This is a genomic window from Sphingobacterium sp. WM (assembly GCF_029542465.1).
Lineage (GTDB): Bacteria > Bacteroidota > Bacteroidia > Sphingobacteriales > Sphingobacteriaceae > Sphingobacterium > Sphingobacterium cellulitidis.
Genome location: NZ_CP120709.1, coordinates 751,615 through 774,876 on the forward strand (window position 1 = coordinate 751,615; position 23,262 = coordinate 774,876).

Here is a 23,262-nt window from a genome sequence, read left to right on the forward strand (position 1 = left end):
GTTTGTTCCAAAATTTTTAGAACTATCCCTGGTAAGTTTTATTTACATCAGGAAAAATATGGTATTTTTGTTGTTGCCAATTGAGATTTGGCACACTTACTGTTTATAGGGAAATGGACTTAAAGTAGTAAGGGTAAGTTCGTTGTTTCATTAAATTTACAAATGAAGAGAGAATCAAAAAGTAGTAAACTTACAGAAGAGGATGTAAAACGATATACGGGGATCTTTTGGAAAGTGTTGTTGGGAATTGTGTTGTTTGGCTGTTTATTCCTCCTGAGTGTTAGAATAGGAATATTTGGTAAGTTGCCTACCTTCAAGGATCTTGAAAATCCAAAAAGTAATTTAGCTTCAGAAATTTTGACCGATGATAATAGAGTCTTAGGGACCTATTTTGTTCATAACCGGTCCAATGTTAAATACACTGAGTTAGCTCCAGCTTTGGTTCATGCCTTAATTTCTACGGAAGATAAGCGTTTCTATGAACACTCGGGTATTGACTATTCTCGTACGATGTCTACCGTTTTATTAACCTTAGCAGGTAATAAACAAGGTGGTAGTACCATCACTCAGCAATTGGCATTGAATTTATTTGCCGAGAAAAGAGAGAAAAATTCCATCAAAAGGATTATGCAGAAGTTTCAAGAATGGATTACCTCCGTTCGTTTGGAAAGAAACTATACCAAGGAAGAAATCGTCATGATGTATTTCAATACGGTTGATTTTGGGGCATATAACACTTTTGGGATTAAATCTGCAGCCCGTACATTCTTTAATTCGACTCCGGATAAACTTACACCAGATCAATCTGCTTTATTAGTAGGGATGTTAAAGGGTCCAGGATATTACTCTCCGGTTCGTTACCCTGAAAGAGCGATTGCAAGACGTAATTTGGTGCTTCAGAACATGAGGGATCAGAATTTTATTACAAACGAGGAGTTTGACAAGTATAAAGCTCAACCCTTAGGATTGAAATTAACTATTTCAAACTATGGAGAAGGATTGGCGCCATATTTTAGAGCGGTCTTAAAAGAAGAAATCAAGAAAGAATTCCAACGATTGGCGATTACTAAGCCAGATGGTACTCCATATGACTTGGATCGTGATGGATTGAAAATTTATACGCCGATTAATTTTAAAATGCAACAGTATGCTGAGGAAGCTCAGAAAGAGTGGATGCGTCGTTTGCAGAATGAATTTGATAAACAATGGCGTCGTAGAAATGCCTTTACTGGAAAAAATGCAAATTTACTAGTTACCGGGATGAAGCGTTCGGATCGTTATCGAGTATTGAAGGCTGAAGGTCTTTCGGAAGATCAGATCAAGAAGGATTTCGAGAAGAAGGTTCCAATGAATTTATTTACTTGGAAGGGTGCTGTAGATACGGTAATGTCTCCAATGGACTCGATTAAATACACGAAATTATTCTTGCGTAATGCGATGGTTTCCATGGAACCGCAGACAGGATATATTCGTGCATGGGTTGGTGGTGTTGATTTTGAGCATTTCAAATATGACCAAGTAAAATTAGGTACACGTCAGGTGGGATCCACAGCGAAGCCATTTGTCTATGCCTATGCGATTGATAATGGTTATGGACCATGTGTTTCTGTACCGAATCATATGCGTACTTATGGGGATTGGACACCACGTGGTACTACACAAGGCGGTGACCCTATCACCTTGAAAAATGCCATTAAATATTCACAAAACTTTGCATCGGCATATTTAATTAGTGAGGTGGGAGCTGCGAATGTGGCGGACTTGACTAAGCGTATGGGGGTTAATTCAAATATTCCAAACAATCTTTCGATTGCATTAGGTTCTTACGATGCCTCTCTATTCGATATGGTTGGTGCTTATTCAGCCTTTGTAAACCAAGGGACTTGGGTAGAGCCAACAATGATTTTGAGAATTGAGGATAAAAACGGCTCGCCGATTTACGAAAAGGCACCGAAAGTATTGAAGGCCTTGAACAGTGAAACTGCTTATGCAATGGTTGATATGCTAAAAGGTGTTGTTGATGGTGGTACTGGTTCTCGTTTGAGATGGGATCCAAACTTTGGTGGTTTGAAAAACCCAATTGGTGGTAAAACCGGTACGACAAATGACAACTCGGATGCTTGGTTTATTGGTATTACACCAGAATTGGTAACAGGGGTTTGGACAGGTGCTGAAGATCGTGGTATCAGTTTTAGCAGTATGCAATATGGACAAGGTGCGGCGGCTGCGATGCCAGTGTTTGGTTTATATATGAACAAAGTATATAAAGACAAGGATCTGAGCTATTCGCAAGAGGATTTCCCTCAGCCTCCAGGTGGTATCACGCGTTTTGAAATGAACTGTTCGAATTTTTCACAGTTCTATGGAAATGATCCTTCAAAGAATGATACCCAAATAACAGATGATGATAGGTTAGGTTTTTAACCGATTCTTTAATAAATTAGACCAGACCTTTATTCTTCGAAAATAAAGGTCTGTTTTTTTTGCTACGATGGAATTTGACTATAAGAAAGAATTAACAAAGATACCCCATAAACCAGGGGTTTACCAGTATTTTGATAAGGACGATACGCTGATCTATGTAGGAAAGGCGAAGAACCTGAAAAATAGGGTGTCCTCTTATTTTGTCAATGAAAACCAATTGAATAGCAAGACCAGGGTATTGGTTAGAAAAATTCAGCGAATTGCTTTCACCATTGTAGATACTGAAATTGATGCTTGGTTATTGGAAAATAACTTGATCAAAAAGCATCAACCCCGGTATAATGTGATGTTGAAAGACGACAAGACCTATCCTTGGATCGTGATTAAAAATGAACCTTTCCCGCGTATATTCTGGACCAGAAAATATATTAAGGATGGTTCTCGCTATTACGGACCATATGCCTCTGTTGGCATGATGCATATTATTCTGGATATGATCCGGGAGTTATTTCCTTTAAGAACCTGCAACCTGAGTCTTACCGAAGAAAATATTTCCAAAGGAAAGTTTAAGGTCTGCTTGGAATATCAAATTGGAAACTGCCTAGGTCCATGTGAAGGTTATCAGTCTCAAGAGAATTATGACCAGAATTTATCCGATATCAAAGATATCCTGAATGGCAAAATTGCCGTGGTGACGAACCGGATCAAAGAACAGATGAATGATGCGGTACAGCAGATGGACTTTGAAGCGGCTCATCAGCTCAAGGTGAAGTTGGACAAGCTATCGAACTACCAGAGTAAATCTACGGTTGTTAGCTCCTCTATTACGAATGTTGACGTATTCAGTATTGCTTCCGAGGATAATTATGCATTTGTGAACTTTTTGAAAGTGGTTAATGGGGTTGTAATTCAGACGCAAACCGTTGAATTGAAAAAGCGTTTGGATGAAACCAATGAAGAATTATTGGCCATTGCCATTCCTCAGTTAAGAACTCGATTCCGGAGTCATTCTCGGGAAATCATCGTTCCGTTTGAATTGGATATTGAAGGCAATGAAGATATCAAGTTTCATATCCCCAAATTAGGAGATAAGAAAAAGTTATTGGAGCTATCGCAAAAGAACGTTGCTTATTTTAAGAAAGAGCGTTTGTTGCAGTATGAGAAATTAAATCCGGATGTAAAAACGGATAGGATTTTAAAGCAAATGCAGAAAGACCTTCGCTTGCCACAATTACCTAAACATATTGAATGTTTTGATAACTCGAATATTCAGGGGAATTTTCCAGTATCGGCGGTTGTGGTATTTAAGGATGCGAAGCCATCGAAGAAGGATTATCGCCATTTCAATGTGAAGACGGTTGAGGGGCCGAATGATTTTGCGACGATGGAGGAAGCTGTTTTTAGGCGCTATAGAAGGTTGTTGGATGAAGACCAGACTTTGCCACAGTTGATCATTATTGACGGTGGTAAAGGGCAATTAGGGGCTGCATTGAAGAGTTTAAAGCTGTTGGGGATTGAGAAGCAGGTGACCGTGATTGGTATTGCTAAGCGTCTGGAGGAACTCTATTATCCGGGGGACCAATATCCCTTGTATTTGGATAAGAAATCCGAGACTTTGAAGATCATCCAGCATTTAAGGGATGAGGCCCATCGATTTGGTATTACCTTCCATAGAAATCAACGGAGTAGGAAAACCTTTGTTTCCGAGTTGGACAATATTCCAGGAATTGGGAAAGTGACTGTTGAGAAGTTATTGAAAACATTCAAGTCGGTCAAGAAAGTCAGAGAAGCTTCAGAAGAGGAATTAAAAAAAGTGCTTAATCTAAAACAGATGCAAGCACTTAAGGAATATTTTGTGGAGAAGAATTAGGGATTACATAAATCCTAATTCCAATTTCGCTTCTTCAGACATCATATCTTTGTTCCAAGGTGGGTCGAAGGTAAGTTCTACGATTGCTTCTTCGATGCCTTCGATTGCAGCAACTTTTTCTTGCACCTCGTCCATGATTTGTCCTGCCACAGGGCATGCCGGAGCGGTTAAGGTCATTACAATCTTAGCTTGTTTATTTTCCTTGGTAATGATTTCATAAATCAATCCTAAGTCCAAGATATTGGCTGGTTTTAGTTCTGGGTCATAAATTGTAGCTAAGGCCTCTTGAATTTGAGGAGCCAAGCCTAATCTATCCATGATAATAATGTTCATATCTTAATTTTTTGATTCAGCCAGTACCTCGTTATAGATTTTTTCAAGTTCGTTCATAACGATAGGTTGGCTATATTTTTGTAAATATTCTTTTTGGCAGTTGGCCTTGATCTCAAGGATTTTCTCTTTGGGAAGTGACTTCCACTCTGCCAATGTTTTTACCATATTGATATGGTTATGCGGGTCGAAAAGTAAACCCGTATACAAAGGTACGACCATTTCAGTTAAAATACCAATACTACTGGCAATCACCGGAGTTCCCAATGCATAAGCTTCTAAAACCGCCAAAGGCATCGATTCATAGCAAACCGATGGGACAATGACCGCGGAGGCCGATGCAATTTGATTGCTCAGGGTTTGTTTGTCCTGAAAGCCCATATATTGCATGTTCGGACTATTGCTGACAATTAATTCCACTTCTTTTTGTAAAGGTCCAGTGCCAAAAATCTTAATCTTATGATCAGTTGCCTTCCAGGCATGTAAGAGTGGTATTATTCCTTTTTCTTCGGATAGCCGGCCTACATAGACAAAGTAATCAGATGGATATTCTTTAGTCACTTCAGCAACTTTCACAAAGTTGGGCTTTACCACAAATTTGTCCAAAGGGACATTCAATTTGGATTTGGCGAATATGGACTTTGAGAATTCGGATAAGGTAATAAATCGACTAATGGCATTGAATGTTCCACGTTTTCGATGAATCCAATAGGTAAATGCTGTCCAAAAGGTTTTGAAGTAAGAGTTTTCAAGGACTTTCTTTTTTACAGCATCCCAAGGAAAATCTGAGTTGATGGAGTTTAGATAGATATTTCCATCGTAAAAGAGTGTCGCAGAAGGGCAGATTAACCTGAAATTATGCAAAGTCATTAGCATAGGGATCTTCATTTTTTGAATATGAAGAATAAATAAGGGTCCCAAGGCATAATGCATATTATGGATATGAATAATATCAGGTTTAAACTCGTTGATACGTTCTTTGATTTTCTTGACCTCTGGCCAATTGATAGGGTAGAGCAGGTATTGCAGATAGCCTTTTAGCCCTTTAACATTGCGAACCGTATAGAGATCCACCTCATGATTTTTTCTCAATGCCTCCATTTCTTGGCCCATGACAAAATCTTCGCCGCCGATGTGTTGGTATTGATTGTGGATAATGAGTATTCGCATAAATAGATCTCTAGAATTTCCTTGCAATTTACACAGTAAATGGTTAAAATCAAATCCATAAGGTGGGGCTATTCCACCTCAATTTCTTATCTTCGTGCTAATTTTACAAGATTATGTTTGAACAGCATCCCTATGGTAAGTTGATTGGTGAGTACATTCAAAATGCTGAATTCCCGAAACAACCTGCCGATTTATACGATCCGATAAAGTATATTCTTTCTTTAGCTGGAAAGCGAATCAGGCCTATGTTGGTATTGATGGGCGCTAAGTTATTTGGCAAGGAGAACCTTGAAGAGGTTGTTCCGGCGAGTATTGCCATAGAGTATTTCCATAATTTCTCGCTTATTCATGATGATATCATGGATCGGGCACCCTTGAGAAGAGGGCAGGCGACGGTTCATCAAAAATGGAATGATAATGTCGCGATTCTATCCGGTGATGCACTTTTGGTCAAAGCTTATCAGGAATTAGGGAAAAGTCCAGCGGACCGTATCCCTGATCTATTACAGGTTTTCAGCAAAATAGCCTTGGAAGTTTGTGAAGGTCAGCAGTTGGATATGGATTTTGAGAAGACTGCACATGTTTCGGAGGATGACTATTTAAACATGATCCGTCTGAAGACTTCGGTACTGTTAGGTGGGGCATTGCAAATGGGCGCAATATTGGCACATGCAGATGCAAATCAACAGAAGTTGATATATGATTTTGGAGTAAACCTGGGCATTGCCTTTCAGCTTCAGGATGATTATCTAGATGTGTATGGAGATCCTAATACCTTCGGAAAGCAAGTAGGAGGTGATATATTATGCAATAAAAAGACCTACTTAAGGATAAAGACAGAGCAATTAATTGACTCCGATGCTCGAGTAGAATTTGAGGAGTTGATTCAATCGGATTCAATTTTAGATACCGAAAAAGTTAGCCGCATGAAAAATCTTTATGCACAATTTAATATTGATGGCTATGCTGAGGAAATTAAGTTACGGTTTATGGACCTGGCTTACAATAAATTGGATGAAATTGCCGTTCCTGAATCGCAGAAGGAAGAATTGAAGAAATTAGCAGATACCTTGATGCATCGCACGCGCTAATTATGAAAAGTCCTAGGATTTTTATAATTTGGTGAAAACAGTATAAAATAAACAGAGTTAAGGACGTTAATGGAGCCATTAAAAATTACCATATTTCAAGCTTACCTATTTTGGGAGAATGTCGATAAAAACCTTCAAAATTTAGGTTTGAGGTTATCTTCGTTGCGTGAAAAAACAGATCTGATTATTTTACCTGAAATGTTCAACACAGGATTCACGACCAATGTGGAAAAATGTGCTGAGCCTATGAATGGAAAAACCATGCATTGGTTGTTTGAAACCGCGAAGAAATTTGAATGTGTGGTTGCTGGTTCATTAATAATAGAAGAAGATAGTAAATATTTCAATCGTTTTGTATGGATGTCTCCAGACGGAAGTTTTGTACACTACGATAAACGGCATTTATTTTCGATGGCTGGGGAGGATAAAGTTTTCACTCAAGGTCAATCCAGGATAATTTTTCAATTGAAAGGTTGGAAAATCTGTCCGATGATTTGTTATGACCTGAGATTCCCAACTTGGTCTAGAAATCAAAATGGCGCATATGATCTGATGGTTTATACGGCAAGCTGGCCAGATAAGCGTTCAGCACATTGGCGAGCATTGATTCCTGCGAGAGCAATCGAAAATCAAGCATTTGTAATTGGAGTAAACCGAGTAGGGCATGATGGGAAGGAAGTATATTACTCTGGAGGATCTATGTGTATCTCTCCGAATGGTGATGTCGTTTATTATAAACCTGAAGATGAGGATTTGTATACATTTACATTAAATCCTAAAGATTTGGAAGAAAGTAGAGAGCAATTTCCTTTCTTGAAAGATCAAGACCAATTTAAATTCTTATAGTTCAAAAACAATAGGATGGAAAATTGATTCCTAAGCAGTTTGGAATCAGAATGGACGATTAATCCTTATAAGGCCTTTCAAGGACTGCTTGTTGGATTATAGCTTGGCGTAAGTTGAAATGATGGACCACATCCAGCGATTCAACCTCCATTGGCTTACTTTGTGCCTTTTGTCTTTCCTCTTTCAATCTTTTTTCGGCAGCACGTCTTTGTTGTTCTAATTTTCGTTGTCTTACCATTTCCACTTCATCATAAGTTGGAACATCTGAATAGATTTCAACGGGCTTTTGATGAGATACCAAGGTAGGCTTTTGAACAGGCTTTGCTTTAGCGGGTTGAGGAACTGCAGCTGGCGGTGTTTTAAATGGATTCTCTGTTTGGAGCTGCTTTTTAAGCTGTTCCATCCTTTTTTTAGCTTTTTCTTGCTCCTCTTGGTAGCCTTGATAAATCTTGTAGATTACACTACCAATAACGATAAGAATGATTAAAATTGGATTATCCATATCCATAAAAATAAGGTTTTTTATTGAAAGTTCATGCTTTTTGGGAACATTCAAAAAATAATAAGTTTTTTATGATTCTATTAATTTTTGCCTATTCTTTTTCGATGTTATTAAACATTGATAAATAAATTTGTAAATACCGCAATTAATTATTTAATTGCATCAACAACTTTTTACCATATTAACCTGACATGATGACAAATGAAATTTATTATGCAAGTGAATTCTATTCATTCTTAACGGGGAGAGTTTCGACAGCAATTGGCAGACGATTGCAAAGAAACTTTAAGGATAGTGGACTTCATATTACAGCAGAGCAGTGGAGCGTTTTGTACTTTCTATGGGAGTCCGAAGGGCTTAGCCAACAAGAGATTGCTAAATTAACCTTTCGGGACAAACCTAGTGTCTCCAGATTAATCTCCAACCTTGAAAAACAAAAATTATTGGTTCGCGTATGTAGTTCGGGAGATAAGCGTGCTAATCAGATCTATTTGACTGCACAAGGGCATAAAATCAAGGATAAGTGTATGCAACAAGCAGAAAAAACTATCTCCGAAGCATTGAGAGGTGTTGATAGAACTTCTATGCAACAGGCTCAACAACTATTAGAGATAGTTTTTAATAACTTAAAGTAAGACTGGATTAATCAAAAACCTCCGGAGCGAAATCGCTACGGTTATTCACCAACTTACCTGTATTTTTAAAGTATATATCTTGGAAGCTTAGGGTATTCTGACTATCTACCTTACGGAAGAATTTGTCAGCATTAACCTCATCTAGGCTATTGAAACCACAGGCTTCCATGATTTCTACGGTTGCACGTAGGGTATTACGGTGGAATTGTGCTACACGCACGTATTTATCATCCACGTTTAAGCCTTTGTAAAGGTGTGGTTGTTGGGTTGCAACACCTACCGGACACACATCCTCATTACATTTCAAGGCTTGAATACATCCTAATGCGAACATCATTCCACGAGCACTATAACAAGCATCTGCTCCTAAAGCAATAACTTTAAGGATGTCAAATCCAGTTACGATACGGCTGGACACGATGATTTTGATATGTTTCTTTAATCCGAAATTGATTAAGGTCGTTGTAACAAAGGCAAGTGCATCATATAACGGCATACCCAAGTTGTCCGTGAACTCCAATGGAGCAGCACCCGTACCACCTTCAGATCCATCGATAGAGATAAAGTCAGGCATGATTTGCGTTTCTTGCATTGCTTGACAGATCTCGATAAATTCTTGTTTATCACCAATACATAATTTGAAACCAACAGGTTTATAGTCTGAAAGTTCGCGTAATTTTTGGATGAAGTTCATCATCTCTACTGGTGTTTTGAAAGAGCTGTGCGCTGGAGGGGACATAACGTCGGTTCCAGGAACAACGTGACGAATAGCAGCAACTTCAGGCGTGTTTTTCGCTGCAGGAAGAATACCACCATGACCAGGTTTTGCACCTTGTGATAATTTCAACTCAATCATTTTTACATAAGGGCGAGTTGATTTTTCACGGAAAAGATTTGGTTCAAAATATCCGTTTTCGTCTCTACATCCGAAATATCCAGTACCTACCTGCCAAATTAAGTCACCACCATTAATATGGTATTGTGAGATACCACCTTCTCCGGTGTTATGAGCAAAATTTTGAAGGGCAGCACCTTTGTTCAATGCCGTGATTGCTGTGCGGCTCAAGGCACCATAACTCATCGCTGAGATATTGAATACACTTAAGCTATAAGGTTGCTTACAAGCAGCATTTCCGACCGTGGTACGAAGATTATGGTCTTCAATATGAACTGGGAAAATACTGTGAGCCGCCCATTCATTACCGACTGCCTGCGGATCACTCTGCATACCGAATGCTACGGTCTCGCGTTGGTTTTTCGCACGCTGGTAAACGATGGAACGTTGACGTCTGTTGAAAGGTCTACCATCTGTATCAGATTCCCAGAAGTATTGTCTTAATTCAGGACGGATAGATTCCAAGAAATAACGGAAGTATCCAACAAGAGGGTAGTTTCTCAAAATCGCATGTTTCGTTTGGAAACTGTGATATAATGCGATTACTAATAATGGGAAAGGTATAATTAATAACCAAAACCATTTAGGAGTAAAGATGACACCAAAAGAGATAATTATTAAGTTGATTAAAATAATAATCCCTAGGATGAGTTTTCTTACTTGCATGATGTAAATATTATGCTAAACTTATTATAATTTATTACCACAGTTTAGGTTCCGCCATAAATGTGCCATAAAAGGAACGAGAACCCTGTAACCGGTTATTTGGATGCAAAATTAGCAAGTTCAGGGGGGATTATGAAAAAATTAGTGAGAAGTTTAAAGATTTAGTGAATTGATAATTTTATGATTTATTCTCTCTTGTTTTTATAATAAGGTCCGATATTTTTTGGTAAATAAGTTGCCAATCAGGATGGGGACTAAGAAAGTTGAAATGTGTCAACATGGTAGTTTGGTCATTTCGGACTGCTGGACCTGTCTGAACCTGGCTAGGTTCGTGATTTTGTGTTTTTTCTGCCGTTTCCTGAATAATCGGGCGAATCAAATCAAAGGATAAATTGTGCTCCTGCAATAGTTCATATGATACTTGGAAAAGAGCATTGCTGAAGTTATTAGCAAATACCGCAGAAACATGAAGCGCCAATCGCTGGGAACTGTCACATGGGAATACTTTGTCGGAAAGTTGCTGGGCTAGCGCTGAAAGTTTTTGTAAGACCTCAGGTTGATTTCCCTCGATTCCAAAAGGCGTACGGCTCAAGTCCAGAGCTTTGCTTTTTGAGAAACTCTGTACCGGATAGATGACACCATGATTCTGGAAATGTTGAAGAATGGAAATATTGGTCGCCCCAGAGCAATGGGCAATAATTCCATTTAGTTTGCTAGGTAGTTTTCCTGCTAACTCAGGTAATGCAGAGTCAGAAACAGCCAATAAATACAAGTCGGCATCTGAAATGAGGTCATCGAGGTTATCAATGGCCTGTGCAGATAAAACATTAGCCAATGCGTCGGCATTGGCTAATGTTCTACTATATACTTGAGCAATATGATGTCCTGCATTTGCGAAAGCTTTCCCTAAATGGGTAGCAATATTTCCACTACCAATGAGGACAATATTCATTATGCTGCTATTTTATCTTCTTTATTTTTATTGTCTTTAACACGACGGTAGATTGCCATTCCGAATCCAATCGTCATCACGATGGTACCACACCAGAAGAAGTTGATGTAAGGGAATTTGATTGCCTTAAATACCACCCATTTCTTTTCAGGTAATGGTTTTTGATATGCCATCAATTCCAATTTGTTTTTCTCAGGCATAATCTTCGTGAATCTGAAACGTAATCCTTGCTCTTCAACATCTTTGTAGAAATCAAAAGTATTACCACCTTTGATTAAGAAGATCGGTTCAACAGGGAATTCCTTTCCTTCTTTGGAAACTACCTTGATTTTCATTCCAACCAGGATGTCATCATCAGCTTTTGGCATGTTTTCAAGCTTAGCATCCTTGTTGATGCCTTGAATTACATAGAATCCATTTCTATAACGTAGCGTATCACCCACATTGACTTCATAAGTCGCAGGTTCTTCATAATCTTCGAAACCAGCACTTCCACCTTCTTCAGGATTATGTTCAGCAGGTTTCTGAGAATCAGAAGCAGCAGCCGTAATAATCGTGTAGATATCATGAGTTAGGAAGTGTTTTGTACCTGGAGTACCAATCAAACCACCCATTTGTGGGTTGTTTTGAGCAAATGGTTTTAAGATAAATGAATTTTTGGTGTTTCCAGTTTCTTCATCAATCTCGTCATATTTGATCTTATAATAAACATTGGGCTTAGCTACGGAGTCACCGATATAGGTGATTTTGTATTTACCCATGTCTACAGGTTCGCCTTCAGTAAGGAATAAGTTATCACCAGGTTTTTCTACTTGGTCAAATCCCGCAACAGCAATATAGTTACTGCTATTTACCGAAACAACCTCGTTGGTAGCAGCGGCAATCAATGCACCGATTAATAATAAACCAAAACCGATGTGAGATACTGCTGAACCCGCCAAACGCCATTTTCCTTTGAATGAATCTCCTAATATTCTCAAGTTAACCAGAATACAGAACACCGAAGTGAATGTAATCAGGATGAACATGATATTGGTATAGATATTTGTGAAATAAACGATGATTGCAGAGATAATCAGTGCAAAAACAAAAGAAGCTATGGTTGCTGCCCAGAATTTTTTACTGTCTGTACGTTTGTATTTTAAGAATTGTGTAAATGCTGTTAATAACATCACCACTACGGCAAAGGCGCCTTGCCATTTGTTGTAGTGAGGAATTGGGTCAACTGGAGGAGCGACTTTGGTTCCAAATAACGCATTGAACACCGGAATAGACGTCGTTGCAATCATTTGAACACAAGCAACGGTAAGAACCAATGCTCCGATAAACAACCAGAATTCACGAGAGTAGATTTCTTCTTCTTTTTTCGTGCTCGGCATGTCTTTTCTTCTCCATACCAATAGGCCAATCATGATCAGTAGGAAGACCACATTGAACAAGATCAACTGTCCGGACATTCCTAAGCTGGTGAAGGAGTGTACGGAGGTTTCACCAAGAATACCACTACGAGTTAGATAGGAGGCATAGATCACCAATACGAAGCTGATTAGGGCCAAGAATACGGAGGTGAAATATGCATGGCCAGTATTCTTAAAAGCTACCATCACGTGTACAGCAGCGATCAAGGTCAACCAAGGGATAATTGAAACGTTTTCAACAGGATCCCATGCCCAGAAACCACCGAAGTTCAATGCTTCATACGCCCAGAAAGACCCCATGATAATACCTGCTCCGAGGATCATCACAGCAAAGAGTGCCCAAGGTAATCCTGGATTAATCCATTCTTTATAGCGTTTTTGCCATAAACCGGCAGCTGCGTATGCGAAAGGAACAATCATGGATGCAAAGCCCAAGAATAGAGTTGGTGGGTGGATAACCATCCAATAATTCTGTAATAAAGGGTTAAGACCACGACCGTCTTTAATCATGGATAGGTAGTTCGGATCTTTTAAGATCGGCCAATCCATAGCGTCTCTAAGTAGGATAAACGGTGAACTACCAATACGAGATCCCAATATTTCAACTCCTAAAAGCATGGATGCCAGGAAGAGTTGACATAGCATGACAAAGGTCATTACTGGGCTTTCCCAGCTTTTCGCTTTGAATACTAATATGGAGCCCATTACGACTTGCCAGAACATCCATAACCAGAAACTTCCTTCTTGACCTTCCCAAAAGGATGAGATGATGTAATGCGTAGGAAGGGTCATTGAGGAATGGGCCCAAGCGTAATGGTAAACAAATAAGTGATTGTAAATGATATAAAATAGGGTGGCACCAATTACGACGATGGATAAGGCGTTTAACCAAAAACCAATGCGCCCTAATTGTTTCCATGACTTTTCTTCAGGGTATTGAGTTGCAAAGAAATAGGAAATGAAGGATAATAATGCTGCTCCAAATGAAAGGACTACGAAAAACTGTCCAATTTGACCTGGAAGTAGATTTTCTCCAACGTAATTTACGTCCATAAAATATTGAGGTATAGGATTCTTAATTTACTGATGCTGTTGCCGGGGCCGCGGAAGATTCAATAACTTCCATCTGATCTTGATTGTATTTTGAAGGACATTTCATCAAAATCTTGCTGGCATGGAAAACTTTACCTTCCATTTTTCCGGTCAATACGATTTGCTCGGATCTTTCGATATCCTGTGGTTTTGAACCCTTAAATACAACCTGACATTCCGTACTGTCGTTATCAAACATGTAAAAGGAAAAATGATTAGCGTCCTTTACAGGATCATAATGCAGGTCCTTTTCTTTATTCAAAACACCTACCACATATAATTCTGTATTCTTTTCCTTCGCCTCTGTAAATGTCGAATATGTACTAGAATCGGTATAGATCACAAGTATCATCGCAATAGCTATCGCTATAATTACAATTAAAATGATCGAACTTTTCTTCATCTCTATGTGAATATAATATTAACCAAATGCAAAATTACGAAATAGTAGGGCAAGCAATGAATTTAACAAAGAAATTGAATTATTTAGAATGGTTCTAGTTAATGATTATTTTATATGCTATAATGTTGTTTATTAGCGTGTTAAGGGTTTTTATTCAAATCGTTTCAGTTTGTCTTACTGGATGTTGACTGTAAAAGGATTGTAATATTAGTGATTCAAATTAAGAAGCTCCTTCAAATCAGTTGGTTTGAAGGAGCTTCTTGATATTAGATATTTCTTTTTGTCGTTATGCTTCAGCCTGTTCCGGATTAAACTTCTCCCCGGAGAATCTGGTAACCAACATAGCAGCAACTGTATCTCCAGTAGCATTTAAAACTGTGGCTAATGGGTCAACCAAAGCCCCAATAATCAAGATGGATGGAACGGCTTCGTTTGGAATTCCATAGATTGAAATCATCAACATTTCTCCGATAAACCCTCCATTAGGAATACCTCCGGCAACCATCGAAACCAAAACCGTAATACCCACCGCAGTAATCAATGTGGAAGGTTCGAAGAAATCCCAACCTAGGATTGAGAAGGCTACATAGATTTTAAGGATGGATGATATGGCTGAACCATTTTTATACAAGGTATTTCCCAATGGAACTACGATTGAAGAGATCTCTTTAGGGATACCAATTCGGTTAGATGCAATTAGGTTGGCTGGCAAAGTTGCTAAGCTGCTACAGGTACTGATTGCAGTTAAAGATGGCGATATATTATGTTTCCAGTAAGATTTTACACCAGAGGATCCTTTGGCAACAAATGCATATATACTGAAGAATACCAGGAAAAACACGATTCCAAAGCCATAGTAGAAACCTAAAGGTTTTGCATAGAAACCGAATAATTCAGGCCCCAAAGTTTTAACCTGATAAGCAAAATAAGCTCCTAAACCAATTGGTCCAGCTTTCATTACTAGGATAAGTAGGTTTTCCATCACCTTATTCCCTGCATTCAGGAAAGCTGTAAACTGCTTGCCCATTTCTCCTGATTTACGGGTTGCAGTTCCAACAAGCAATGCGAAGATGACGAAAGCAAGGATATTTTTTCTGGAAAGGAGGTTAGCAAATTCATCAACCGTCAAGAAACGAACGATACGGTCCCCCCAGGTTTCATTGGCATTTGTGGAAAGGGCTTCATTCACAGCGGAACCATCCGAGATCGCTGTTACTGGGAAAGCCCATAAACCGGCGATTGTAGCTACTGCTGCAATGACAATAGTACCTATAAAAACCGCTGTCATTACCCCAATGGTTTTACCTAATTTGTTGCTATCCTCAATATTCGCAATGGAGGAGGAAATCGCAAAAAACAAAAGCGGGATGACTGAAACGAAGAGTAGATTTAAGAAAATATCACCAATAGGCTTTAGGAAATCTACCATTTGAGGTAGGAATATTCCAACAAGACTACCGATGGTAATACCTATCAGAAGTAAGATGATACTTCCGTAATTTTTTAAAATTTCTTTCATTTAAGTAATTTGTTCAAGCTAAAATACTTGTTTTTATTTTAGATTTGCCAAAAATATATAATGGAATTCGTTAAAACAGCAGATGGCTCAAAAACTTTGTATCATGCAGAGGTTGGTGAACACTATCATTCCAAACATGGTGCCCATCAGGAAAGTATTCATGTTTTTTTAAATACGGGATTGCGTTTTTGGTTAGAAAAGGAGTCTAGTCAATCGGCAGCTGTTTTAGAGATTGGTTTTGGAACAGGCTTGAATTTCTTGATGACCGCCGATTACTGTTCAAAAAACGATATTGAAGTTAATTATGTTGGCATCGAAGCCTTTCCTTTAGCTGAGGATTTGATTCAACAATCAGAATATGATCAATATATTTCGCAGCAAGTTTGGGATAATTTCATTCAGAATTACTCGAATGCTATCGATTCTCAAGTTGATTTGGATGAAAAGATCCACTTAACGATTGCTCATCAAAAAGTAATGGCATTCACAACAGAACAACGCTTCGATGTGATCTATTTTGATGCCTTTGCGGAGATACACCAACCTGAGATGTGGACTCCTGAGACTTTGGCTCATGTGTGTCAGTTCTTAAAACCAGGAGGGGTATTTGTTACTTATGCGATTACAGGAAACTTGAAAAGAGCGATGAAGGCCATCGGCTTCACGATTGAAAAAGCGCCTGGTGCTCCTGGAAAACGTGAAATGTTGAGAGCAACCAAGCTTTAAAATGCTGTTAATTCTTATTAATCCTACCTAAAGGTCTGCGATTTTGTCCTTCTGATTTCGTTAGATTATCACCTAGATCCTTGCGAGCCTCATCCGCGATTTCCAATAACTTCTCCAAGATTTCAGGATTTTGCTCAATGACATTATATCGTTCTCCTGGATCTCGACGAAGGTCATAGAGTTCCATGGTCTTAACCTGAAGTTCGTTGTAATTCCCCCCAAAACCGTCATTTCCCGGAAGTACTCCTTCATAGGATCTTGATTTATGAGGAAAAACCAACTTCCAGTTTTCAAAACGAACAGCCTCTAAATCATTTTGGTTATAGTAGTAATACATCGATTTTCTGGATGCTTCAGCCTTCGGGTCATTAATTTGTGATAGGAAACTAATGCCATCAATTTGATTGGGATTTTCGGAGTAATTGGTGATTTCTGCGATGGTTGCAAAAATATCCATACTACTTGTCAGGTTATTATTGATACGACCTTCTTTGATTTTACTTGGCCAATAAACGATACAAGGCACGCGTTGACCACCTTCCCAACTGGCTCCTTTCCCTTCTCTAAATCCCCCTGAAGAGCCATTGTGGTTTCCGAAGTTTAGCCAAGGACCATTATCACTTGTGAAGATTACAATGCTATTGTCGCTCAATCCATTTGCTTTTAGGGTTTCCAAGATTTGTCGCATGGAATCATCGATTTCATGCATAACATCGCCAAAGAGTCCTTGTTCGGAGGTTCCTCGGAACTTTTTGGAAGCTGCAATAGGAACATGTGTCATGCTATGCGCCAGGTATAAAAAGAAAGGTTTCTTCTTGTTGTTTTTGATAAAATCAATCGCTTCCTTGGTATAGGCTTCTGTTAGCAAAGCTTGATCTTCCAGGTTGTTTATTTTCATTACGGTATCCGGAATGTTTTGACCTTCTTTTATTTTCAATAATGGTAATACAGGATATTTTGCTACATAACTATCTGGTTTTGCTGGTTTTCCATCAAATCCTACTGGCCACATATCGTTCGAATAAGGGATACCATAATAGGAGTCAAAGCCTTGCTTGGTTGGTAGAAATTCCGGTTCACTTCCTAAATGCCATTTCCCGATTATCTGTGTCGCATAACCTTTGCTTTTAAGCATCTCCGCCATGGTAACCTCATCAGGATTAAGCCCTACTCCGGTTTTTGGCATAAATGCTCCACTGATTCCCATTCTGTTTGGATAATTTCCGGTCAACAATGCTGACCTTGAAGCAGAACATACAGCTTGCGGAACCAAGAAATTGGTAAACCGAATTCCTGTATTCGCCATATTATCCAGCGTTGCTGTCTGATAACCTAATGCCCCTGTTACACCAAGATCGCCATATCCAAGGTCATCCATAAAAACAAGGATAATATTGGGTTTGGATGTGTTCTTTTGCGCAAAGGCCGTATTTAACAAGACACTAAAGACCAGAAATAGTGAAAGTTTAATATTCATCAGGTTTAGGAATTTTAACTAATATAAAGAAAAGCCGGCTGACATCCATAATATGCTGCTTAATATTAAGGAAAACAGTAAATGAAAAGGAGTGCCAGTGTCTAAATGGGAAGGGTAGAAGAGAACTTATTTATTAAGTTGTCTTGGAGTTAAATAAAAAAAGGTCGGTGAGGATATTCCTCAGCGACCTTTTTTGTTGTTGTGTAGTGTTTCTTAGTGACCTTCGTTACCATCAGCACCATGAGCATGACCATGAGATAATTCTTCAGGAGTTGCTTCACGAGTATTTAAGACTTCGATATCGAAGTTTAATTTCTTTCCAGCCATTGGGTGGTTTAAGTCAGCTACAACTGCCTCAGGAGTTACTTCTACTACAACAGCGCGGAATTGATTTCCTTGGTTGTCTTGTAATGGAAGAACTTCACCTACTGGAGGAAGACCAGTTTCTTTAAACATGTCTGCTGGTAATTGTGCAATTGCACGCTCATCGCGTTCGCCATAAGCATCAGCAGCCTCTAATTCGAATGATTTTTTATCACCAGCAGCTAAACCAGCAATATTTTCTTCAAATTTAGGTAGCATCATGCCTACACCATATAAAAATGTTAAAGGATTTTCAGTTGTTGTTTGCTCTACAAATGTTTTTTCACCGTTATCTTCAATTGTATGAAGTACGTAATTCAATGTTACTACATTGTTGTTTTCTACTGCCATTCTGATTAGATTGTGGGAACCTATCCCTGTTTATTATTTATTAATTCTATAATATTTGATATTGATGACTGCGGAAGACTACAAGTCTTATTTTGACAAAGGTATGCTTTGGCATCCGCAGGGTTTTTATGCTCTAACAAAGGAAGACTGCTTTTTGTTCCTCCCAAAGTGATTTTGTTAGGAATATAATATTGATCGAGTTCCTCTCGCCAGCTCTTGGCATCCTCGCCTGTGATAGCGATTTCCCAGAGTCCAAAATGTAATTCTAATAGTTGGATTGCCCAATTTGAATAAGCCGAACCATAAGATTTAATATGCGGAAATACGTTTGCAAAAACTCTCTCTGCAATCTCCGTGTACCTACTATTATCAAATAATACGCCGAGTTTAAATAAACAACGAACGAAAGTCGATGAAGAAGCAGGGATGACATTGTCCATAATCTCACTTTTGCGAGCAATTAGGACTTCAGCGTCTGCAGCACTATAATAGAATATGCTTTCCTTGGAATCAAAAAACTGCTCTATTGCTAACTCTGAATACGATTTTGCTTTATTCAACCAATCTTCCTCGAAGGTAGCTTCGTATAATGCAATATAAGCTTCGATGGTAAATGCATAATCATCCAAAAATCCGAAAATTGTTCTATTCTTATCTGACGGCTGGTGAAGAAGTCTGCCATTTTGGCAACAAAGCTCTTCAATGAATCCTGCAACAGCCTTTGCCAAGTCCAAATAATGGTGATAATTGAAGGTTCGATAAGCATCCACCAGTCCTTTTAAGAAAAGAGAATTCCATGTCGTTAATTGTTTATGATCTAAACCCGGACGAATTCTCTTACTTCGGTAGTTTAACAACTTTGCTTTGATCTCTTTTAAATGGCTTTGCCATTCTTCTTCAGTATATCCAGCCTCTTTTATGAGTTCCTGATCTTCTGAACTAACAAAAGGAATATTGATTTGCTCCTCGGTCCAGTTACCACTTTTTTTGATGTTGAAATAATTCCGAGCCAGCTCTGCATCCGCACCTAGGAAATCGAATTCTTGATCTTCAAAAGTGTAGAATTTTCCTTCCACACCTTCCGAATCAGCATCAAGGGCAGAGTAGAAACCGCCGTTCGAATCTAACATTTCCCGTTCGGCCCATGCTATAGTTTCTTCTACGACATTTTTATACAAGATAGAAGGTCTGTTCTGATAAGCCTCGCTATATAAACTCAGCAATTGTCCATTATCATAAAGCATCTTCTCAAAATGAGGGACATGCCAACGGCCATCTACTGAATATCTCGCAAACCCGCCGCCTATTTGATCATAAATGCCGCCATTAGCCATTTTTTCTAAAGTGAAGTGGACATGGTTTAAAACTTCTTGATCATGATTGAGAAAGCCATAGCGTAGGAAGAATATCCAATTGTTTGGCAAAGGAAATTTAGGTTCACGGAAATAACCACCATTTTTACCATCAAATTGTTCTTTCCAGGGTTCTACAACTTGAAGGATATCTTCTAATTTATATTGTTCGGGAATACTTTGAATAGGGAGTTTTTCGGCTTGTTTAATGCCTTGGGTAAGGCGTTCAGCATATTCGATAGCAACTTCAGGTTTTTCTTCCCACATTTGGGCAATTTGTAACAAAACCTGCTGCCAATCCTGAGGTTTGAAATAAGTTCCACCATAGATAGGCCTTCCATCTGGTAAACAAATACAATTCAATGGCCATCCTCCTGAATTCGTCATCAGTTGTACTGCTATCATGTAGATCTGATCAATATCAGGTCGTTCCTCACGATCAACTTTTATTGAAACAAAGAACTTATTCATGGTTTGAGCAATAGCATCGTTTTCGAAGCTTTCCCTTTCCATGACATGACACCAATGGCAAGCAGAATAACCAATGCTGACAATAATTAATTTATTCTCAGCCTTTGCTTTATCCAATGTCTCCTCTGACCATGGAAACCAATGGACAGGATTATGTTCATGTTGCTTTAAATAGGGGGAGTTTTCACCTTGTAGTTTGTTTGCCATAACATACGAAGGTAAAAACTATTATTTTAAAATCCCTACCAGCTTGGCAGTTCCGCCAGCAAGCATTTTAAAGGATAAATCATCTTCCAACTGCAATTTAGAAGCATTTGAAGTCGCAAGTTCGATCTCCGAATGACTTAAATAGTTCGTCAAATTCGAAAGTCCCGGATTATGTCCAAATACTAATAAAGTATCATATTTGTCAGCTACAGTATTGATAACCTTGAGAATATCCATAAAGTGGGCTTCATAAATATCTCTCGTTTGTTGGATTGCATCCTTTGGATAATTTAATACCTCACAAAATATCTCAGCAGTTTGAATAGCGCGGTTTGCTGTAGAGGAAATCACTAGGGTTTTATCATCAATTTGAAGCGTTTTCTTTAGCTCTTCTGCAATGCGATGTGCTCTTTCGCGACCTTTCTTCTGTAAATCTCTGTCAAAATCATCCTTCGTAAAAGTATGTTCTTCAGCCTTGGCGTGTCTGATAAGGTATAGTGTATTCATGATATTATTAGCTTGTAAGGTATACAAGATAAAAATTTAATAATTAATAAATCGTTCTGAAATTGTTAAGAAATAGTATTTTGACAGATGTTTATTAACTTCGTTGAAAATAGTGGTACTGGTTAATAAGTAAAATGGATTTTGAAAAAAAAATATCGCTAATAGTAGGATTAAAAAATAATTTAGACTACACTCAGTCATTCTACAAAAGATTACGCGAATTATATAAAGAGGTCGAAGTGGTATTTGTCAGTTATGGTAGTACCGATGGAACCCATGAGTGGTTGGATAGTTTAAATGATAAGAATTTAAAATATTATTATTCCGAAGAGTCCAAGTCACTATCTCACACTTATAATAAAGGAGTTGAAATATCTACTTCAGAACTAATTAGCTATCTGCATAATGATATCATAATTGGTAAGGGATTTTTGGAGGAATTGGTGAAATCATGGCAAAAGGATGCTGTGCTCTTCTATTCGCTTGTGGAGCCACCAATTTTTGCAGGTGATAAAAGAGATTGGAAAACAAATATTGATTTTGGAAATGATATAATGAGCTTTGATGAGGAAGGCTTTGATAAGTATGTTGAAGAGGAGGCTCATAAGCAACAAAATCCTTTTGAAACCAATGATGAAAGTTTCTTTATATGCGTCGAGAGACAATGGTTAATTGAGATGGGGGGGCTTGATACTTTGTTTTATCCAATGTTTTATGAAGACTCGGACCTTATAATGCGGTTTTATCTTCAAAATGCAAGGTTTATTGTTGTACCGAAAGCTATTGGTTATCATTTTGTCAGCAAAACTTCTAGGTATTCCAAGGAATTTGAAAAAAAGACAAAAGCTATTGAGGAATTGAGTTTTAAGAATTTTTTCAGAAAATGGAGATGCCATCCCAATGGCTCTTTTAAAAAGGCATATGACCTAGTTGCCGTTGTCGAAAATGCAACTGTCGATGGAATGTTTGAAATTGAACCTTTTTTCGCGAAAGTATATTCTGATCTTGGTAAAAAAAGTTATGTGGATAAATATCAAACAACCACAAAAATTGATTTAACTGAAAGATTGGAATCAAAAAATAAACTCCAGAAACATGATGTAATAATCTATTTGGATGAAGGAAAACTGATAGAGAAGGATTACTTGCGGATAAAAGACTTATCTGATATAATTGCAAGAAATGAAATAAAATCAAAAAAGTTCATCAAAAGCCTATTTAAAGATTATTCGAAAATTAAGACAGGGAATATTTCTGGAAAAATAAATAATTTTCGATCTTTGGAAAAGAATTTTCCAATAGTTGTTAATCAAAAATAAATTTATCCTAGTGTCTATATTTTCATATTTAATTGGCAAGCTTCCTTCCATCACATATGCAATTACTGTATGTAATGAACGATTGGAAATCAAAAAATTATTGGATTTTTTAATTCCAAGAATTAGACAAAAAGATGAAATCGTAGTTTTACAAGATGTAACGAAAAGAGATGAGGGGGTTTCCGAAATTCTAAGTAATTATGGAAATAAGATAATTAAGGCAGAGTCAAATTTAAATGGAGATTTTGCTACATTTAAAAATCAGTTAATAACATTGGCAAAGTGCGAATATCTGTTTCAAATTGATGCCGATGAAATGTTGCCAGATTCGCTTGTTGAAAAGTTGCCAGGTTACCTCGCGTTAAAGTCTAAATACGATTGTTTCAATGTTCCAAGGATCAATACTGTAGAAGGAATTACAGAAGAACATCTCAAAAAATGGAACTGGAAACTAAATGAAGATGGATATATTAACTACCCAGACTGGCAGGCAAGGATAATAAAGCTCAAAACCGATTATCCAATTAAGTGGCGCAATAAAGTTCATGAGGTTTTGACCGGTTATAAAAAAATGGGACGGTTAAAAGGTAAAGGGTATGAGTTTGCTATTATTCATAAAAAAGAGATAAATAAACAAGAGCAACAAAATGCCTATTATGATAAAATCTTTTAGGGT

20 protein-coding genes are annotated in these 23,262 nt (G+C 38.0%); 8 read left to right on the forward strand and 12 right to left on the reverse strand.

All coding sequences use genetic code 11. The annotated features are described in order from the left end of the window. The first annotated feature begins 162 nt into the window (after positions 1-162). Together PZ892_RS03245 and uvrC are read left to right on the forward strand one after the other, a co-directional pair. The gene (locus PZ892_RS03245; RefSeq protein WP_182498124.1) at positions 163-2,424 is read left to right on the forward strand and encodes a transglycosylase domain-containing protein; all 2,262 of its coding nucleotides are present in this window, start codon (positions 163-165) and stop codon (positions 2,422-2,424) included. Between the two features lie 67 nt (positions 2,425-2,491). Next, the gene (gene uvrC, locus PZ892_RS03250) at positions 2,492-4,294 is read left to right on the forward strand and encodes an excinuclease ABC subunit UvrC (protein ID WP_277712079.1); all 1,803 of its coding nucleotides are present in this window, start codon (positions 2,492-2,494) and stop codon (positions 4,292-4,294) included. Positions 4,295-4,297: 3 nt separating this feature from the next. Here uvrC and PZ892_RS03255 read toward each other — a convergent pair whose 3' ends face one another. Both PZ892_RS03255 and PZ892_RS03260 read right to left on the reverse strand, forming a co-directional pair. Further along, positions 4,298-4,627, reverse strand: coding sequence for an iron-sulfur cluster assembly protein (locus tag PZ892_RS03255; RefSeq protein WP_094255364.1), 330 nt, complete (start codon positions 4,625-4,627; stop codon positions 4,298-4,300). Between the two features lie 3 nt (positions 4,628-4,630). After that, positions 4,631-5,794 carry a glycosyltransferase family 4 protein gene (locus tag PZ892_RS03260; protein WP_182498126.1) on the reverse strand — a complete coding sequence of 388 codons (1,164 nt, stop codon included), beginning with the start codon at positions 5,792-5,794 and terminating at the stop codon, positions 4,631-4,633. Between the two features lie 113 nt (positions 5,795-5,907). Here PZ892_RS03260 and PZ892_RS03265 point away from each other — a divergent pair, with 113 nt between their 5' ends. Together PZ892_RS03265 and PZ892_RS03270 are read left to right on the forward strand one after the other, a co-directional pair. Beyond that, complete coding sequence (locus PZ892_RS03265; RefSeq protein ID WP_182498127.1) at positions 5,908-6,885, forward strand: polyprenyl synthetase family protein; 978 nt, start codon at positions 5,908-5,910, stop codon at positions 6,883-6,885. Positions 6,886-6,954: 69 nt separating this feature from the next. Then, positions 6,955-7,731, forward strand: a complete 777-nt coding sequence (locus tag PZ892_RS03270; RefSeq protein ID WP_182498128.1) for an amidohydrolase — start codon at positions 6,955-6,957, stop codon at positions 7,729-7,731. Positions 7,732-7,789: 58 nt separating this feature from the next. On the opposite strand, the gene PZ892_RS03275 is transcribed toward PZ892_RS03270, so the two are convergent. Then, positions 7,790-8,239, reverse strand: a complete 450-nt coding sequence (locus PZ892_RS03275; RefSeq protein ID WP_182498129.1) for a hypothetical protein — start codon at positions 8,237-8,239, stop codon at positions 7,790-7,792. 185 nt (positions 8,240-8,424) lie between these two features. Between PZ892_RS03275 and PZ892_RS03280 the strand changes: the two genes are divergently transcribed. Beyond that, on the forward strand, positions 8,425-8,868 hold the full coding sequence (locus PZ892_RS03280) for a MarR family transcriptional regulator (protein ID WP_094255359.1): 444 nt from the start codon (positions 8,425-8,427) through the stop codon (positions 8,866-8,868). Between the two features lie 7 nt (positions 8,869-8,875). Here the strand turns inward: PZ892_RS03280 and PZ892_RS03285 are convergent, their stop codons facing one another. From PZ892_RS03285 to PZ892_RS03305, 5 genes are all read right to left on the reverse strand, one after another. After that, positions 8,876-10,429: an FMN-binding glutamate synthase family protein gene (locus PZ892_RS03285; RefSeq protein WP_094255358.1), complete on the reverse strand. Its 1,554-nt coding sequence runs from the start codon at positions 10,427-10,429 to the stop codon at positions 8,876-8,878. A 178-nt stretch (positions 10,430-10,607) separates the two neighbouring features. Next, positions 10,608-11,381 carry a Rossmann-like and DUF2520 domain-containing protein gene (locus tag PZ892_RS03290; protein WP_182498130.1) on the reverse strand — a complete coding sequence of 258 codons (774 nt, stop codon included), beginning with the start codon at positions 11,379-11,381 and terminating at the stop codon, positions 10,608-10,610. After that, positions 11,381-13,852: a cytochrome c biogenesis protein CcsA gene (ccsA, locus tag PZ892_RS03295; RefSeq protein WP_182498131.1), complete on the reverse strand. Its 2,472-nt coding sequence runs from the start codon at positions 13,850-13,852 to the stop codon at positions 11,381-11,383. Before ccsA ends, PZ892_RS03290 begins: the two co-directional genes overlap by 1 nt. A 22-nt stretch (positions 13,853-13,874) precedes the next feature. Further along, entirely contained in the window at positions 13,875-14,294 is a 420-nt protein-coding gene (locus PZ892_RS03300) for a cytochrome c maturation protein CcmE (RefSeq protein WP_094255355.1), read from the reverse strand. 286 nt (positions 14,295-14,580) lie between these two features. Further along, positions 14,581-15,813 carry a dicarboxylate/amino acid:cation symporter gene (locus PZ892_RS03305; protein WP_094255354.1) on the reverse strand — a complete coding sequence of 411 codons (1,233 nt, stop codon included), beginning with the start codon at positions 15,811-15,813 and terminating at the stop codon, positions 14,581-14,583. A 60-nt stretch (positions 15,814-15,873) separates the two neighbouring features. Here PZ892_RS03305 and mnmD point away from each other — a divergent pair, with 60 nt between their 5' ends. Further along, positions 15,874-16,539 carry a tRNA (5-methylaminomethyl-2-thiouridine)(34)-methyltransferase MnmD gene (mnmD, locus tag PZ892_RS03310; RefSeq protein WP_182498132.1) on the forward strand — a complete coding sequence of 222 codons (666 nt, stop codon included), beginning with the start codon at positions 15,874-15,876 and terminating at the stop codon, positions 16,537-16,539. A gap of 7 nt (positions 16,540-16,546) precedes the next feature. Here mnmD and PZ892_RS03315 read toward each other — a convergent pair whose 3' ends face one another. From PZ892_RS03315 to PZ892_RS03330, 4 genes are all read right to left on the reverse strand, one after another. Continuing rightward, positions 16,547-18,016, reverse strand: a complete 1,470-nt coding sequence (locus PZ892_RS03315) for a sulfatase (protein ID WP_182498133.1) — start codon at positions 18,014-18,016, stop codon at positions 16,547-16,549. Positions 18,017-18,229: 213 nt separating this feature from the next. Beyond that, complete coding sequence (locus PZ892_RS03320) at positions 18,230-18,730, reverse strand: peptidylprolyl isomerase (RefSeq protein WP_182498134.1); 501 nt, start codon at positions 18,728-18,730, stop codon at positions 18,230-18,232. 20 nt (positions 18,731-18,750) lie between these two features. After that, on the reverse strand, positions 18,751-20,760 hold the full coding sequence (locus PZ892_RS03325; protein WP_182498135.1) for a thioredoxin domain-containing protein: 2,010 nt from the start codon (positions 20,758-20,760) through the stop codon (positions 18,751-18,753). 21 nt (positions 20,761-20,781) lie between these two features. Continuing rightward, a complete protein-coding gene (locus PZ892_RS03330; RefSeq protein WP_182498136.1) occupies positions 20,782-21,267 on the reverse strand; it encodes a histidine phosphatase family protein in 486 nt (161 codons plus the stop codon). A 134-nt stretch (positions 21,268-21,401) separates the two neighbouring features. Between PZ892_RS03330 and PZ892_RS03335 the strand changes: the two genes are divergently transcribed. Together PZ892_RS03335 and PZ892_RS03340 are read left to right on the forward strand one after the other, a co-directional pair. Next, positions 21,402-22,586 (forward strand): glycosyltransferase, encoded by a 1,185-nt coding sequence (locus tag PZ892_RS03335; RefSeq protein WP_182498137.1) that lies wholly within the window; start codon positions 21,402-21,404, stop codon positions 22,584-22,586. Between the two features lie 10 nt (positions 22,587-22,596). After that, entirely contained in the window at positions 22,597-23,259 is a 663-nt protein-coding gene (locus PZ892_RS03340) for a glycosyltransferase (RefSeq protein ID WP_182498138.1), read from the forward strand. Positions 23,260-23,262: the final 3 nt, after the last annotated feature.

Coding starts and splice junctions, on each gene's coding strand:
- PZ892_RS03245 (WP_182498124.1), top strand. CDS start 163: ATGAAGAGAGAATCAAAAAGTAGTAAACTTACAGAAGAGGATGTAAAA.
- uvrC (WP_277712079.1), top strand. CDS start 2,492: ATGGAATTTGACTATAAGAAAGAATTAACAAAGATACCCCATAAACCA.
- PZ892_RS03255 (WP_094255364.1), bottom strand. CDS start 4,627: ATGAACATTATTATCATGGATAGATTAGGCTTGGCTCCTCAAATTCAA.
- PZ892_RS03260 (WP_182498126.1), bottom strand. CDS start 5,794: ATGCGAATACTCATTATCCACAATCAATACCAACACATCGGCGGCGAA.
- PZ892_RS03265 (WP_182498127.1), top strand. CDS start 5,908: ATGTTTGAACAGCATCCCTATGGTAAGTTGATTGGTGAGTACATTCAA.
- PZ892_RS03270 (WP_182498128.1), top strand. CDS start 6,955: ATGGAGCCATTAAAAATTACCATATTTCAAGCTTACCTATTTTGGGAG.
- PZ892_RS03275 (WP_182498129.1), bottom strand. CDS start 8,239: ATGGATATGGATAATCCAATTTTAATCATTCTTATCGTTATTGGTAGT.
- PZ892_RS03280 (WP_094255359.1), top strand. CDS start 8,425: ATGATGACAAATGAAATTTATTATGCAAGTGAATTCTATTCATTCTTA.
- PZ892_RS03285 (WP_094255358.1), bottom strand. CDS start 10,429: ATGCAAGTAAGAAAACTCATCCTAGGGATTATTATTTTAATCAACTTA.
- PZ892_RS03290 (WP_182498130.1), bottom strand. CDS start 11,381: ATGAATATTGTCCTCATTGGTAGTGGAAATATTGCTACCCATTTAGGG.
- ccsA (WP_182498131.1), bottom strand. CDS start 13,852: ATGGACGTAAATTACGTTGGAGAAAATCTACTTCCAGGTCAAATTGGA.
- PZ892_RS03300 (WP_094255355.1), bottom strand. CDS start 14,294: ATGAAGAAAAGTTCGATCATTTTAATTGTAATTATAGCGATAGCTATT.
- PZ892_RS03305 (WP_094255354.1), bottom strand. CDS start 15,813: ATGAAAGAAATTTTAAAAAATTACGGAAGTATCATCTTACTTCTGATA.
- mnmD (WP_182498132.1), top strand. CDS start 15,874: ATGGAATTCGTTAAAACAGCAGATGGCTCAAAAACTTTGTATCATGCA.
- PZ892_RS03315 (WP_182498133.1), bottom strand. CDS start 18,016: ATGAATATTAAACTTTCACTATTTCTGGTCTTTAGTGTCTTGTTAAAT.
- PZ892_RS03320 (WP_182498134.1), bottom strand. CDS start 18,730: ATGGCAGTAGAAAACAACAATGTAGTAACATTGAATTACGTACTTCAT.
- PZ892_RS03325 (WP_182498135.1), bottom strand. CDS start 20,760: ATGGCAAACAAACTACAAGGTGAAAACTCCCCCTATTTAAAGCAACAT.
- PZ892_RS03330 (WP_182498136.1), bottom strand. CDS start 21,267: ATGAATACACTATACCTTATCAGACACGCCAAGGCTGAAGAACATACT.
- PZ892_RS03335 (WP_182498137.1), top strand. CDS start 21,402: ATGGATTTTGAAAAAAAAATATCGCTAATAGTAGGATTAAAAAATAAT.